The following is a 15501-nucleotide window of genomic DNA, read 5'->3' as shown; positions in this document are numbered from 1 at the left end:
TAGCAACCATTCGACTAGTCACTAGTTGGAAAAACTAAGCAACATATTTTGAGCGTTAACTCAATTCATATGTTTTACACAAACAGCTTTTAAACTCGTCTTATTCACAGTAAGACGGGTTTATTTTTTCGCTCGAATGTGCTTGATAAACAACATAACAATACATGTAATAGTCATTACTAGTGGTATATACACAATAATGTGTAAAGAAAACTACCGACTGTTTCCAGCCGGTAGTTACATCCCCAATGTTATACAAATAAACTAATAAATAAGATAAAGATGATGCCTGAAACTGAAATGATTGTTTCGAGTAATGACCATGTTAAAAATGTTTCTTTAACTGTTAGTCCGAAATATTCTTTGAACATCCAGAATCCTGCATCGTTCACATGAGATAAAATCACACTTCCTGCACCAATTGCTAGCACAACAAGTGCGACATTGGCATCTGAAGCTTGTAATAATGGCATCACAATACCTGTCGTAGATATGGCGGCCACAGTTGCAGAACCTAGTGCAATTCTTAGTACTGCAGCAACAATCCATGCAAGTAGAATTGGTGACATGTGTGTACCTTCGAACATTTTGGCGATCGTATCACCTACGCCACCATCAATAAGTACTTGCTTGAATGTACCGCCACCACCAATGATTAATAACATCATGCCTATTGGATAAATTGCTTGAGTAACTGATTCCATGATATTTTCCATTTTTCTATGTCTTAATACACCCATTGTAAATATAGCGAAGATAACTGCAATTAACATGGCTGTACCAGCATTCCCAATTAAATAAATAATTGATTCGAATGCATTTTTAGGAGAATCATGTCCTGTGATAAGTTGTACTAATGTTGAAACAAGCATTAAGATGACTGGTAATATCGCTGTTAAAATACTAATTCCAAATCCTGGCATTTCTTCCTCAGTAAATTCCTTTTGAGCACCTAATGCTGAAATATCTCCCTCTCTACCATATGCAGATGGAATGATTTTTTGTGCGATTTTATTAAATAATGGACCTGCGATTAAAGTAACAGGAATTGAAATAATAATACCGTAAAGGAGTACATGACCAATATTCGCTTTTAATTCTTTAGCTATAACAACTGGTCCTGGATGTGGCGGTAAGAAACCATGTGTCACTGATAATGCTGTAACCATTGGTAATCCAAGTTTAAGTGTAGATACATTCGCACGTTTGGCTACTGTGAATACTAATGGAATTAATAACACTAATCCCACTTCAAAGAATAAAGCGATACCGACGATAAATGCAGCAACGAGCATCGCCCACTGTACATGTTTTTGGCCAAATTTGGCGATTAATGTATCGGCAATACGTGTTGCGCCACCTCCATCAGAAAGTAACTTCCCTAATATGGCGCCTAGTCCAAAGATAAGTGCAATATGGCCTAATGTACCACCCATACCTTTTTCTACAGTTTCCATAATTTTATCCAGTGGCATACCTAATAACAAAGCAGTAACAATTGATGTAATGATTAAAGAGATAAATGTATTCAGTTTTAAAAAGATAATTAAACTTAATAAGATCACAATTCCTAAAACAACGCTAATTAATGGCCAAATTTCTGCAAACATGGCATTCCCCTTCTTCCTATAATATGTCTGTTCTCATTTACAAAGTTGCTCGAATTCGAAAGTGGCAAAGTGACGTTGTGACTTAACTATGCAATACTACATTTGTCTGGCACTGCTTAAAATCAATTCATATGCTGTCGTTGAAATGCGGCAATCTCACTATACGTGTCGGTTAAAGAGCGACTAATATTGATAAAGATACTTACAAGTTGTTGATAAATATCGACTGTTTCTGAATCAGGTTGATGTTCATTTGTCGTACCTACCATTTGTTCAATTACTGAGAAGTCATCAATTTCACCAAGTGCTTTCATACCTAACACGCATGCACCTAAGCATGAACTTTCGTAACTTTCTGGCACACTTAAATGCGTGTCAAAGATATCTGCCATCATTTGGCGCCAAATTTCACTTTTAGCAAATCCACCTGTCGCTTTGATTGTACTTGGTGTTTCATTCATCACTTCTATTAAAGCTAGATAAACTGTGTATAGATTGTATAAAACGCCTTCTAAGGCAGCACGTATCATATGTTCTTTCTTATGAGATAGTGTTAAGCCGAAGAATGACCCACGTGCATCGGCATTCCATAATGGTGCACGTTCTCCAGCAAGATAAGGATGGAAGATTAAGCCATCTGCGCCTGGTTTAACACGACTGGCGATTTGAGTTAATACGTCATAAGGATCAACACCTAAGCGTTTGGCTGTTTCGACTTCACTTGCTAATATCTCATCTCGAAGCCATCTTAAGATGACGCCACCATTATTAACTGGTCCACCAATTACGTAATGTTCATCTGTTAGGACATAACAGAAAATTCGACCTTTATCATCCGTTCTTGGTTTATCAATGACGGTTCTAATAGCACCAGATGTCCCAATAGTAACGGCAACTTCACCTTTTCGGTAACTGTTCACGCCCAGATTAGATAACACACCATCACTCGCGCCAATTACTACAGGCGTATTCTCATCGACACCCATTAATGTGGCGTAGCGCTTTTTCATTCCTTTTAAAATATGTGTTGTGGGCACTAATTCTGGTAGCTGCTGACGTGTGATACCTAATAAATTTAATACGTCGTCATCCCAATCAAGTTGTTCCAGATTGAACATACCTGTAGCTGAAGCCATGGAGTGGTCGATAACATATGTCTCATATAGTTGATATAAAATATATGTCTTAATATCAGCAAACATGGCAGTATGATTGAAAATATCTGGTTGCTCATGTTTCATCCAAAATATCTTCGATAATGGTGACATTGGATGAATGGGTGTACCTGTTCTTCTATAAATATTAAAACCATCATGTTGTTGATTAATTTGGTCTGCATATTTACTTGCTCGATTATCAGCCCAAGTAATATTCTCTGTTAAGCGATGATGTTGTTCATCCATCGCAACTAAACTATGCATTTGGGCACTAAATGAGATTAATTTAATATCTTCTTTAGCGATATTGGCTTCTCTGATGACATATTTGACGGTCATCAATACTGCATCAAATAATTCATCTGGATTCTCTTCAGACACATCGACATTAGGTGTATGCAATTCGTACCCAATGTTATGCTTCATAATGAATTGTCCATTTTCATCATAAAGTACTGATTTGGTGCTTGTGGTACCAATATCGACACCAATCATATATTTCATATCTTATCCCTTCCTTTCTAAAAAATTAGCGTAACCAAAATCCTTCTATATCTTTACCTACATCATCAAAGTTTAAATGAAAGGCTTGTCTTAACGTTTCAGCATTTTTATTTTCAACTGCATCTACAAAGACATTGTGATTTCGATGTATACGTTCAAAATCATTAGGATCTTCTAACATTCTGCGTCTCATCGATAGGAGAATTAGTGACTCCATCACAGGTTTCAAATGATTCCAAAATGTTCTGAGGTATTGGTGGTCTGAAGCTAAAATCATGGCTTCATGAAATTCAAAATCATGTTTCGTAAACGATTCAGCATCTTCAAATTGTACTGCTACTTTCATCATTTCGAGTTGCTTTTTCATTTCTTTAGCTATCGGTTGTGTATCTTGTGATCTCAATCTAGAAAAGGCAAAAGACTCTAACATTAAGCGTAAGTCATAAAGTTCTCTTTTTTCTTGTTCACCAAAACGTAAGACTTGCGCCCCCATTCGTTCTAAATGAATAAGTTGATCTGTTTGTAATAGCTTGAATGCATCTCTAACAGGAGAGCGACTCACATTGAATTGTTTAGCAATTTGATTTTCAGTCAGTAGTGTTTCTGCTTGAATATCACCTTTAATAATGCCTAATCTAATTTCTGCAGCTATCGCCTCACCTGTAGTTAAATGTCGTTTCCATTGTTCTGGATAGCCATATGTCATAGCTCACACCGCACTTTCATTCGTCGTTCTATACTTGTATACAAGTATATTAAAACATGATGCACATTTTTGCAAACGCTTACTTTAACTAAAATAATAAAAAGCCTCGATTATTTTAGTCATCGAAGCTTTAAAATCCTTACGAAATTATGAAGATTGAGCAGGTGTTTCAATACAATAATTAATTTTGTGACAATTTGGAATACATTTTACAAATAACATACGTAATTATTCTTGAATCCATTGTTTGATATGATCTACAACACCTAATTCTTGTTCTGACTTTGTTTCTAATACACTTGGAAAATCAAGATGCCCTATTCCTTCATATACGATTTCTTTTGTTGTGCCACCATAAGCTTTGAATTGTTCTAACGTAGCTAATGAATCTGTATATGGAATAATTTGATCCTCTTTACCAGACATGAATAGTATCTTCGGAAATGTTTCTATTTCTTCAATATCTGGTAGGTAATCAGCATTAATCGTATACAAAATATCTGTGATAATTGTCTTGATTGGTGCGACGAATTGAAATAGTTCAATCGCATTTTCTTTTTGCGCAAAAATGGTTTTATCGAGTATGTATTGTGGTAAATTTTTCACTGCATTAATTTCATCCTTTAAAATATCTCGCTTACTATCTGACGTAAATAAGCGTGCTAACATACTACCATCTGGTGTGATTTTTGCAGCACTGTTTAGGTAAATCAAATGAGAAATGGGCAGTGTATTAAATTTCAATAAACGTGTAGCAATCATACCTCCCATAGAATAACCAACTACTTTTATTTCTGACAATTGTTGCTCGCTCACAATCTGACTTAATACATCATAAACACGTTCTGAATAGTCATCTAATGTGTGATTATCCCTTTCAATTTCAGAACTCTTACCTCTACTAGGACAGTTGATAAATATCAGTTTGTATTCTCTCATGTATGGTTCAAACATGGTCATAATCTTATACGTAAGTAATGCACCATGAATAAAGACAATGGCCTCTTTAGAATTGGGATTACCTGCATATATCACTTCACTTTGTTCATTTTCATAATTATTTAATTGGTATAGTTGTGTTTTAAAATTTTGCTTATTCATCTTAACCCTCTAATTCTCAAAAATCATATTATATATATTAAATATTTTATCATATTACTTTAATTAAAATCCTTTTTACATAAAAATAAGTAGTAAGTCGTCATGCTTTAGTAAATTGGCGACCTACTACCTTATTCATCTTTCTTTAAGGGTGACGTTAATCATCCTTAGATATTTCAGTATGAATCTGTTGCATCTTACTTTCTACATCGGTAATCTCTGTAGCACATTGTTCTAATAAACCTTTATATTTTTCAGTATCTGCATTATTTTTATAACGGATTTTATGTTCTAGACTCGCCCACATATCCATACCAATGGTTCTAATTTGAATTTCTACTGGAATAATTTCTACAGAATCTGCTAAGAATACTGGAATCGATACCACAATATGTAAGCTGCGATAACCATTTTCTTTAGGATGTTCAATATAATCTTTGCGTTTAATTAATTTGACGTCTTCCTGTTTTAATAACATCTCTTCAATAACATAAATATCATCCATATAATTACATATCACTCTAATACCAGCGATATCCATAATATGATCTCTAGCACTTTGTGCACTAATGTCTAAACCTTTCCGTTTAAGCTTCTTAACTAAACTCCCCATCTCTTTAACACGTCGTTCCATATGGTGTATGGGATTATGTTTATATCTATGATTGAAATTATCATCTAAAATGCTTAACTTAGTACTTATTTCTTTAAGTGCGGATGAATAAATATGATCGAGTTCAACAAATCCTACTAAAATATCAAATGCCTCATCACCATTTTGAATAGCACTTAAACTATTTTTAAATTCGTATCTCAAGTCTTCAAGGTATAATGATGGTTTTCTCTCTACATACATATGATTTCCTCCATCTCTTTTATCCCCTTCATTATATCGAAGTTCAATGAGAATAAGAAATAATTGCATTACCTACTTTAGTCGTAAACAATAAGAGGTCGGGACAAAAGCGTTTAGGATTTGAGCAGAACCGAACGATGAGCAAAATTGTTTTCCAAATTTTGTCGAATCGTGAGAGTTTCTGCCGATAATCCTGCTTTTAGGACGCCGTTAATCGGTTTCCCAGAGCACAAAAACGTTATGTCTCAACCTCTAGTCATTCTATTCATCTTTTTGATGTTCAACTACTTTAGTGTCTTTATTGTCTGCAATATGTTTGGCACGCTTTATAGCATCTTTTTTATATGTGAATGTATCAGATGCTTGTTTTGCATCTTCTGTTTTCACTTTCCATTCATTATCTTCGAAATATATATGAACTGGCTTTTCATTTAATTCTGGTTGCGCTGACTTATCTTGTAGATGCTGTGTGATGTGTTTATTTTTGAGTTCTTCTAGTTCTTCTTCAGATGCTTGTTTATACCATTTTTCAGCTTGTTGTGTTGCTATTGGAATCACATCTGACTCCTTATAACCATCTTTTAGCATAGCATTAGCAATATCAATTGCTTTTTTTCGTTCTAATTTGTCTAAATTCTTTAGGCTTTGAGGATAATCTTCCATAGTCCAAGGCATTGCATTTCATCTCCTAGTTAATGAGTGTGATACTTTTCTTTACCACTCTTTTCAACTATTCAATCACCATGACCGGACTCTGAAGTTAGACAACCCTCAGACTGCCTAATCATTCGCAAACTTAAGCAAATGCTAGTGTTTCACTTGCATCTTTACGTTCTTTTTGACTATTATTCTGAATCTTCATTAAACCTGACTTAATATAATTATATTGCGGTAAATCTGTTAAGTCTTTAACTTCTAAATGAGAGTGGAGTTCAAAGTGCTTAGCAATATTTTCAAAGATAGCTAAGTATTCACCCATTTGTTGATCGTCAATTCTAGTTCGATTTTTATCGTTTAAAGCTCTACTCAACATAAAACTAATTTCTTCTAAGGCAAATATACTTGGATAGTAATATTGAATAACTGACTTATTACTAAATAATTCACCATTTGCTGCGTTGTACATTTGCGTCATATTGTTTAATCTTACTGACAAGCTTAGACTTAAATGTTTTTCTTGTTCTTCATTTTTGTATTCATTGTTGGAGAATAAATAATGGAAAAATTTCGCTTCTTGTCTAACAACATCTGCAATAGTGTTAGGCAATAACGCAGACGCTGTACGTTGTCCTAGTATAAATAAACCGAGTAATGCAATGGCAACCCCCATGGCCACATCGACAATACGTGGGAAAGCAATTGAGATGGATAAATTCTGTGATGCCAATCCATTTAATAAGATAACTTGTATCGTAATAAAGATAACTGCAAAAGTATAGTTAACACCAACAAATGCTTCTGTCATCATCGCACCGAAGCCCATTAATACAACTGCTAATGGGGCTGGTACTGTAAATGCTAAAATTCCTGAAAGTACCACTACACCGAGTAACGTACCTAAGCTTCTGGCCATTCCTCGTTCTAATGTGTGAATCGTTGATGTACCTAATAATAATGTATGTGCGGAAAGTGGAATCCAATAAGCTTTATCAAATCCAAAGAATAAAGCAACAAAGATTGCTACTGCAATAATGACTGTATATCGTAATGTATTTCTAAATACGAGCGAATCTAATGTTAAGTTTTGTAAAATACGTTTACTGTATAATGGTTTTCGAATGTTTGCCTCATGTTCAAGATGTTCAGAGTTTGCATGAGCAATTTCGTCAATTTTTAATATATGACTAATTAAGTTTTCGAATTCTGGGCTCACATCTACTTCTTTTCTCCATGTTTTACCATTTGAAGATGGATGACTTATTTTATCAATGATAAAGTCTAGCATTTCAAGCAGTTCATTTGGTAATGGACGCACACCCTTTTCATTTAATTCAAGTAATTCTGAGTAAATACCTTGTGCTGACGTATGTATTAATAGTAATTTTTGGAATCTCGTACTTAATTTACCATTACTAGATGATGATGTGATCAATAATTTATCTGATGCTTTAAAAGAAGACACTGCAGATGTTGCCACTTTCTTAAATGATTCTGGATCATTATAATTTTTCATTAAATCTTGAATCACTTTGAAGTCAGAATTAATGGCACTATCCTCTGTTTTTTCTTTCTTCATATAGATAGTGATAAGTACAACTAGTGTCGCAAATGCACCACCAATAAGAATACCAAGTCCTCTCACTAATGCTTGATCAGGTGCAATTGGTAAGTTCATTGGTAAACAAAATGTCACTATAAAGAAAGTTGATGATGGACCCGCAATTTTTAAATCTGTGAATATATAAAATGACACCACCGTTACAACTAGAAGTAAAATACCAAAGATGAGCGGTTGTGCAGCTGTCAATGTCCCTAACATCATACAAACTGCGAAAGCTAACGAACAAAGCACCACCGTTCTAATCATAGATTGTGGTGAACCTTTAAAAACATAAATATGTGCCAAAGTACCAGTGGCAATAAGTAAACCAAATGAGAAAAAGCCGAAGTAATAACCTAATAATGCAGGTATTATCATAAGCAAGCCTTGTCTGATACCTTTGAACATATCAATCTTAGATCGATTAAAATAAAATACTGTCTTTAAGAAACTCTTCAAAATATGCTCTCCTTTCTTTTTTATTTGAACATAAATAAGAGAACGGAATGGTTCTCATTTCACTTTTGAAATCAGCTTTATCCCGCTCTCTATAGCGTCAATTTATCGGATGTATTGCTTGCAATTCATCAAAACACAAAAACTATTATAACACTTTTCTTTTTGTTTGATGACTAATTCCCTTTATACCGATATAAATATTTATTTGACTTGTTGAGCCACTTCAATCACTGGTGCTTCTACGACAAAGTTACCAATTTCATTTTTGAACATTTGTAAATGTTCAGACTCATTATGTGATTTAATAGCCGCTTCATCTACGTAGTTCTCCACTACGATAAACGTATTTCTATCTTGCACATCTTCATAATGGCTATAGAATAGTACGCCCTCTTCTTTTCTTGATTCAGAAACTAAATGTTTCATAAGTTTTAAATATTCATCACGTTTTTCTTCTGATATTTTAATTTTAGCATTGATTATCATCATTCGAATCACACCTTTCTATAATATAATTATGCACCTAGTAAAATTAAAAAAGCAATAAATGAGTTTGAAGCATGATCTTAACGACCTGTCTATCCTCATTTATTGCTCGTATTTGATATTTACAAATTATTTAACTGATTGATGTTCATCTATCACTAATGGTTGATCAGGTTTAACAAAGAACCACATGATAATCGCTAATACTGCTGGAATAATTAATAATTGGAACGTCATACTCCAACCAAGTTGTTCAACAAAGGCACCAGCTAAGAATGGACTCGTTAAGGCACCAATATTCCCCCATAAGTTCATCCAACCAGATACTGTTCCAGAGAAGTTACGACCTAAGTCTGTCGCTGCGGCCCAACTCATACCCATAGACATACCAACGCCACCTAAGCCAAGAGATAACCAGAATATAGTGACATATAAGTTTTCAGTATGTACTGCAAAAAAGATTGATATTGAGAAGACGACAAATCCTAAAATCGCAATGACGCCACGTGCGACGAAACGAGATTTACCAGTATTTAAAATCTTATCTGAAATAGCACCACCAGATAAAATCAAGAAGAACATTAATAACCATGGTAATGAACTAATTGACATATCTTTGAAATCAACATGGTATTGTTCTGTTAAATATGTTGGTAACCAAATTAAGAATAATGTAATGACAAATTGTACTACAAAGTACTGAATCGCAATCGCATAAAAACTAAAGTGAGTTAAAAAACGTTTCCAAGGTGGTAGTGATTTATCAGTTTCAACAATGTCTCTATGCACAGTAATAAATTGCTTTTCAGCTTCATTGACCATTTTATGTTGTTCCGGCAAGTCTTTAGCGATAATTGCCCATAGAACTGCCATCACAATACCAACCGCACCAAAAATATAAAAGACTGCTTGCCAATTAAATGCGTTAACAATCGCGATGGTTACAATCGGTGCTAACACAGGGCCGAAATATGAACCTGCTAATAACGCACTTGATGCTCTTCCTTTTTCATTTTTAGCAAACCAAAATGAATTGAACACTGCATTAGATGGATACATAGGCGCCTCTCCCACACCAAATAAAAATCTAACAAAATATAATAAACCATGATGCTTAATCATACCTGTGAGAATTGTAAAAGCACTCCACCATACTAAAGCTATTGTAATCATTTTACGTGGTCCAAATTTCTCTGCTAACATCCCTGACGGTACTTGCATTAAAGCGTAACCTAATGAGAAAAATGACGCTAATAAACCAAATTGTGTTTTTGTTAAATGTAAGTCTTCCATCATTGGTACAGCAATATATGAAATATTAGATCTATCCATATAAGCTATAACACCAATAAGAAAGAATGCAATCGCAAAAAACCAACGAACGTTACTTCTTTTTTTATTCATTTCTTTTCCTACTTCCCATAATGATATGTTGTTTCTATGTGTTGTCGTTAAGTTTCAGAAATTCCTAATGATGACTGTTTAACTTCTAATCACACATCTTTTCATTTCTTGTAGCACTACAATTTTTATTATAATAGCACGAAATGGAAACGGTTACAATATAAAATTTAGAAAATATTCACAATTTATTCAATAAAAATTAACAATACTTACATTTAATTTTCAATATTTAAATAAGCTATTCATGTTCATTTGCGTTTTCGTCTAAATTGGTTGTTTCTTTCTTGCCTTTATTCCAAAAAAAGCTAAATAAAGATAGTTGTCATGTTTGATACCGTCAATAAAAAATAGTAAACTGTATGTAAATTGAAAGCGCTATTCCATTCATACAATTTAATAATAAACCCACTGGAAGTGCCTTTGTTTAAGGCTGAGAGTAAAGATGTGACTTTATAATTCCTAGAACCTGATCCAGTTTGTACTGGCGTAGGGAAGTGGCATAGCTATGAATTTAAAGTACTCATTAGCAATTTAACGCTATTTCCCTACTATGTGGAAATAGCGTTTTTTGTTGAGGTGATGTATATATTTATTGCGATAACTTTTTATAAAGAATTGTCACAGCAAGATTTAAGGCATTTTTTGACTATAGAGCCGGCCATTGATGGCTTACTCTTTAGAACACCTATGTCTGCTTTTGAGTTACAAGGTTTTATTGTACAGCTCATTGAAGCTGGATTTCCCAAAGATAAAATAATCATTCATAGTCATTTTAAATTACTTAAAGCTTTAAATTTACAATGTATTCATTTTAAAGAAAATGACGAAGAAGCATTTTTAATCAAACAACAACATCCTGAGTTAGTTGTCGGTATGTCAACGCATAATATTGAAATGGTTAAGCAATGTCATGAGTGGCAATTAGATTATGTCTTTTTCGGTCACATATTCCCTACATCGTCGCACCCAGATGAACATCCACGAACAATTCAAGAGATTCATGACGTACTCGAGATTGATATTCCTATTTATGCTATAGGCGGAATTTCCCCGTCCACCATTTCTCAATTACCTACAGCATTTGATGGTCTATGTTCAATTTCATTTTTCATGACCTCTACCGTTAGCGAAATTAACTCTTTAAAAAGGAAGTGGCACGCTCATGCATGATGTTCTTATTATCGGTTCTGGTGTGATAGGTATGTCGATAGCTCGACAACTTAATCAATCACATTTAGATATTGCTATTGTAGACCGAGATATACCAGGTATGCATGCCTCTTATAAAGCCGGTGGCATGTTAGGCGCTCAAAATGAGTTCACAACTGATAGTGAATTATTTCAATTAGCAGTAGCGTCTAGGTCATTATTCCCAGAATTAAGTGATGCCCTCTATCATGAAACTGGTATTGATATTGAATTTCAACAGTCTGGATTAATTAAAATGGCATCATCAACCAAAGACGTAAAGTGGTTAACTCAACAATATGCCTTTCTTAAATCAAAAGACCCAAGCGTTGAGTTACTCTCAGATGATGAACTATTTAACCTGTCAAATGGTCATGTCGAACCAACTGACTTAGCCATATATATTCCAAAGGACGGTCAAATCAATGCCAATCACTATACTAAAGCTTTATTACAATCAATAATTCAGCGCGATGTTCATCGTTATTATCAAACAGAAGTAAAACACATTCATCACAATAATGGTTTTTACACAGTTACAACAAATAATGCTAATATCTACGCTAAAAAAGTAATTGTGGCAGGTGGTGCTTGGTCTACTCAGCTATTAAAAGATTACGCTATACCAAGACAAGTGATTGGTGTTAAAGGTGAGGTATTATTAGTTGAACAACCTTCACTTAAATTAAATCATACTGTGTTCATGACGAATGGTTGCTATATCGTTCCAAAGGAAAAACATCGCTACTTAATTGGAGCGACAAGTGAATTCAATAATTACAGTGTCGGTAATAGTGACCTAGGTATTTCATGGCTACTCAATCATGCTCAACAACGTATACCTGGACTATCGAATGGCCATATTCTAAAACAATGGTCAGGCATAAGACCTTACACAGAACATGAATTACCTATCATGGATCAAATCGATGACGGCTTGTTTATCATCACTGGTCATTATCGTAACGGTATACTGTTATCGCCTAAGATCGGTCAAGATATTGCCAACTGGCTATTATACGGAATTAAACCAGTAAGCTATTCAGCATTTAGTTTATCAAGGAGTGAGCAAAATGAAGTGCATCATTAACGGAGATTTATTTACCTTTGAACAAGAAGATTCGATTACAAGCATATTAGAATCATTAGAATTAGACCCACAACGTGTCGTAGTTGAGCATAACCAATCTTTAATTAAGCAAGATGATTTTGACAATCAAATAGTCAGAGAAGATGATCGTTTAGAATTATTAGAATTTGTAGGAGGCGGATAAAATGTTAAAAATAGGTCAATTAGAATTGAAATCTCGTTTATTATTAGGTACTGGTAAATTCGAGGATGAACAAACTCAATCCGAAGCAATTAAAGCAGCTGAAACAAACGTATTAACATTTGCAGTAAGACGTATGAATTTATATGATAAAAATCTTCCAAACCCACTAGCTAATGTGAACTTAAAAGATTTCATTACATTTCCTAACACTGCAGGTGCTAAAACTGCTGATGAAGCCATCCGTATCGCAGAAATTGCAAATCACGCTGGTGTATGCGACATGATTAAAGTTGAAGTCATTGGTGATGATGAAACCTTATTACCTGACCCGTTTGAAACGTATGAAGCTTGTAAAGTGCTATTAGAAAAAGGGTATATCGTCTGTCCTTATATCTCTAATGATCTTGTATTAGCTAAAAAGTTAGAAGCCCTAGGTGTCCATGCGGTAATGCCATTAGCATCACCTATTGGTACAGGTAGGGGTATTAATAATCCACTTAATTTAAGTTATATTATTCAAAATGCTAACGTCCCTGTCATTGTAGATGCCGGTATTGGTTCTCCTAAAGATGCCTGTCAAGCAATGGAATTGGGTGCTGATGCAATATTATTAAATACTGCTATCTCTGCAGCTAAAGATCCTGTCAAAATGGCCGAAGCAATGAAGTTAGGTATTCAAGCCGGAAGATTGTCATATGAAGCTGGTCGTATTCCCGTAAAATATACAGCACAAGCATCAAGTCCTACAGAAGGCTTAGGCTTCTTATAATGTCACGTTATGAAAGACAAACACGCTTTCAACCTTTTGGCGAAACAGGACAGGCTCAATTAGAACAAACAAAAATCATGGTACTTGGTGCTGGTGCATTAGGCAGTCATATAATAGACCAATTAGCACGCATGGGCGCCCATCATTTAGCCATCGTTGATATGGATATTGTAGAATTATCCAATTTACATCGACAAACTTTGTATGATGAGCAAGATGCACAACTTATGACATCTAAAGTTGAGGCACTTAAACAGAAAGTCCATACTATTAATCAACAAGTACATTTAAAGACCTATTATCAAGAGTTGTTATCTACAAATATCGAAGACATCATTAAAGACTTTCATCCAGACATTATTTTAGATGGTATGGACCATTTTAAAATACGTTATTTGATTAATGAAGTATGTCATAAATTAAATATTCCTTGGATTTATGGTGCAGCTGTCGGTAGCAAAGGCACCGTTTATGGTATTGATTTTACTGGACCATGCCTTAAATGTTTATTACAGCAAATTCCTCAAACTGGTGAAAGTTGTGCTATCAATGGCGTCTTGCCACCTATCGTTTCGATTGTAGCGAGTTACGAAGTGGCTGAAGCTATACGTTATATTAGTGGATATGGGTTTTCCCAACAATTAATCACATTAGATGCATTTAACATTCAACATCAATCATTAAATATACGTCAATTAAAGGATGATCAATGTCCAGTATGTCATTTTCAAAAATATGACGTATTAAATGATAAACAGAATCATACAATCGAACCATTGTGTGGAGATACAGTCAGATTTAGATTGCCTGCCCACAGTTTCGATTATGCATCAGATTTCCCAGGACATATGATTAAATCCACACCATTTGCTAAATTAATCCAACACAAGGATTTGGCATTCACACTATTCAAAGATGGCGGTATGAATGTACACGGTATTACAGAAGAGACAGATGTTCATGCACTTTATCATCAACTCTTAAAAGCAATAAAATGATAAACTGACCCCCCTTTTACAAGCATTTACTTATTATTTTTATTATAATGGTTTTACCAAACTATATTACTTAAGTAATATGCTTCAACGCATAAAGGAGTCTATTCATATAAATGGAACAAATTATTACGAATTTTATTAGTCAGTGGGGATACACGGCTATCTTCATTCTCATCTTGTTAGAGAATGTATTACCTGTAGTCCCTTCCGAAATTATTTTAACCTTTGCAGGTTTACTGTCAGTTAAATCTCATTTATCCATTTGGACATTATTAATCATTGCGACGATTGCGTCATTTATCGGATTATTAATTCTATATTATATTTGCCGTCTTATTTCAGAAGAAAAGCTATATCGTTTTGTCGATCGTCATGGTAAATGGATGAAATTAAAAAGTAGCGATTTAAAACGTGCTAATGACTGGTTTAAACGCTACGGTGCATGGGCAGTCTTACTTTGCCGCTTCATACCGGTATTACGTGTATTAATTACTATCCCTGCAGGTATTAACCGTATGAATATTGTGAAGTTCACATCACTTTCACTTCTTGGTACAACAATTTGGAACTTCGCATTAATTTTACTAGGTCGTCTTTTAAGTGATAGCTTTGGCGCCTTAATGAATGGTATCCATACGTATTCTAGAATTATGTATGTCATTATCATCATTGCCGTTATTTACTTCGTCATCAGATACTTTGTCAAACGTAAACGCGTAAATTAATGAA

15 protein-coding genes and 1 riboswitch are annotated in these 15501 nt (G+C 34.3%); of the genes, 6 read left to right on the top strand and 9 right to left on the bottom strand.

Going from position 1 to position 15501, the window contains the following annotated elements:
* Positions 1 to 251: 251 nt before the first annotated feature.
* The 9 genes from P7F85_RS01950 to P7F85_RS01910 form a co-directional block, all read right to left on the bottom strand.
* A complete protein-coding gene (locus P7F85_RS01950) occupies positions 252 to 1610 on the bottom strand; it encodes a gluconate:H+ symporter (protein WP_002466931.1) in 1359 nt (452 codons plus the stop codon).
* A 122-nt stretch (positions 1611 to 1732) separates the two neighbouring features.
* Positions 1733 to 3271 (bottom strand): gluconokinase, encoded by a 1539-nt coding sequence (gene gntK / locus P7F85_RS01945; RefSeq protein ID WP_002466952.1) that lies wholly within the window; start codon positions 3269 to 3271, stop codon positions 1733 to 1735.
* A 25-nt stretch (positions 3272 to 3296) separates the two neighbouring features.
* The gene (locus P7F85_RS01940; protein WP_002466930.1) at positions 3297 to 3977 is read right to left on the bottom strand and encodes a GntR family transcriptional regulator; all 681 of its coding nucleotides are present in this window, start codon (positions 3975 to 3977) and stop codon (positions 3297 to 3299) included.
* Between the two features lie 228 nt (positions 3978 to 4205).
* Positions 4206 to 5078, bottom strand: coding sequence for an alpha/beta fold hydrolase (locus P7F85_RS01935; RefSeq protein ID WP_002466958.1), 873 nt, complete (start codon positions 5076 to 5078; stop codon positions 4206 to 4208).
* A gap of 157 nt (positions 5079 to 5235) precedes the next feature.
* Complete coding sequence (locus P7F85_RS01930; protein WP_002466937.1) at positions 5236 to 5934, bottom strand: GTP pyrophosphokinase; 699 nt, start codon at positions 5932 to 5934, stop codon at positions 5236 to 5238.
* A 261-nt stretch (positions 5935 to 6195) separates the two neighbouring features.
* Positions 6196 to 6609: a DUF2188 domain-containing protein gene (locus P7F85_RS01925; protein WP_002466976.1), complete on the bottom strand. Its 414-nt coding sequence runs from the start codon at positions 6607 to 6609 to the stop codon at positions 6196 to 6198.
* Between the two features lie 121 nt (positions 6610 to 6730).
* Positions 6731 to 8653 carry an FUSC family protein gene (locus tag P7F85_RS01920; RefSeq protein ID WP_046464442.1) on the bottom strand — a complete coding sequence of 641 codons (1923 nt, stop codon included), beginning with the start codon at positions 8651 to 8653 and terminating at the stop codon, positions 6731 to 6733.
* Between the two features lie 201 nt (positions 8654 to 8854).
* Positions 8855 to 9142 (bottom strand): putative quinol monooxygenase, encoded by a 288-nt coding sequence (locus P7F85_RS01915; protein ID WP_002466987.1) that lies wholly within the window; start codon positions 9140 to 9142, stop codon positions 8855 to 8857.
* Positions 9143 to 9268: 126 nt separating this feature from the next.
* A complete protein-coding gene (locus tag P7F85_RS01910; protein WP_002466980.1) occupies positions 9269 to 10543 on the bottom strand; it encodes an MFS transporter in 1275 nt (424 codons plus the stop codon).
* Between the two features lie 400 nt (positions 10544 to 10943).
* A riboswitch (TPP riboswitch) is annotated at positions 10944 to 11053 on the top strand.
* Between the two features lie 69 nt (positions 11054 to 11122).
* On the opposite strand from P7F85_RS01910, the gene P7F85_RS01905 reads away from it, so the two are divergent.
* The 6 genes from P7F85_RS01905 (at position 11123) to P7F85_RS01880 (ending at position 15497) form a co-directional block, all read left to right on the top strand.
* Positions 11123 to 11713: a thiamine phosphate synthase gene (locus P7F85_RS01905; RefSeq protein ID WP_002466982.1), complete on the top strand. Its 591-nt coding sequence runs from the start codon at positions 11123 to 11125 to the stop codon at positions 11711 to 11713.
* A complete protein-coding gene (gene thiO, locus P7F85_RS01900) occupies positions 11706 to 12821 on the top strand; it encodes a glycine oxidase ThiO (RefSeq protein WP_046464443.1) in 1116 nt (371 codons plus the stop codon). Before P7F85_RS01905 ends, thiO begins: the two co-directional genes overlap by 8 nt.
* Positions 12805 to 13005, top strand: coding sequence for a sulfur carrier protein ThiS (thiS, locus tag P7F85_RS01895; RefSeq protein ID WP_002466949.1), 201 nt, complete (start codon positions 12805 to 12807; stop codon positions 13003 to 13005). Before thiO ends, thiS begins: the two co-directional genes overlap by 17 nt.
* A gap of 1 nt (position 13006) precedes the next feature.
* A complete protein-coding gene (locus P7F85_RS01890) occupies positions 13007 to 13774 on the top strand; it encodes a thiazole synthase (RefSeq protein ID WP_002466967.1) in 768 nt (255 codons plus the stop codon).
* Entirely contained in the window at positions 13774 to 14772 is a 999-nt protein-coding gene (locus tag P7F85_RS01885; protein WP_447158557.1) for a HesA/MoeB/ThiF family protein, read from the top strand. The genes P7F85_RS01890 and P7F85_RS01885 overlap by 1 nt, the downstream gene beginning before the upstream one ends.
* A 113-nt stretch (positions 14773 to 14885) precedes the next feature.
* A complete protein-coding gene (locus P7F85_RS01880; protein WP_046464444.1) occupies positions 14886 to 15497 on the top strand; it encodes a DedA family protein in 612 nt (203 codons plus the stop codon).
* Positions 15498 to 15501 lie beyond the last annotated feature (4 nt).

The organism is Staphylococcus sp. aM (assembly GCF_052975125.1).
Note: the sequence above shows the minus strand (reverse complement) of the source record. Positions and strands in the feature narration are given on the sequence as shown.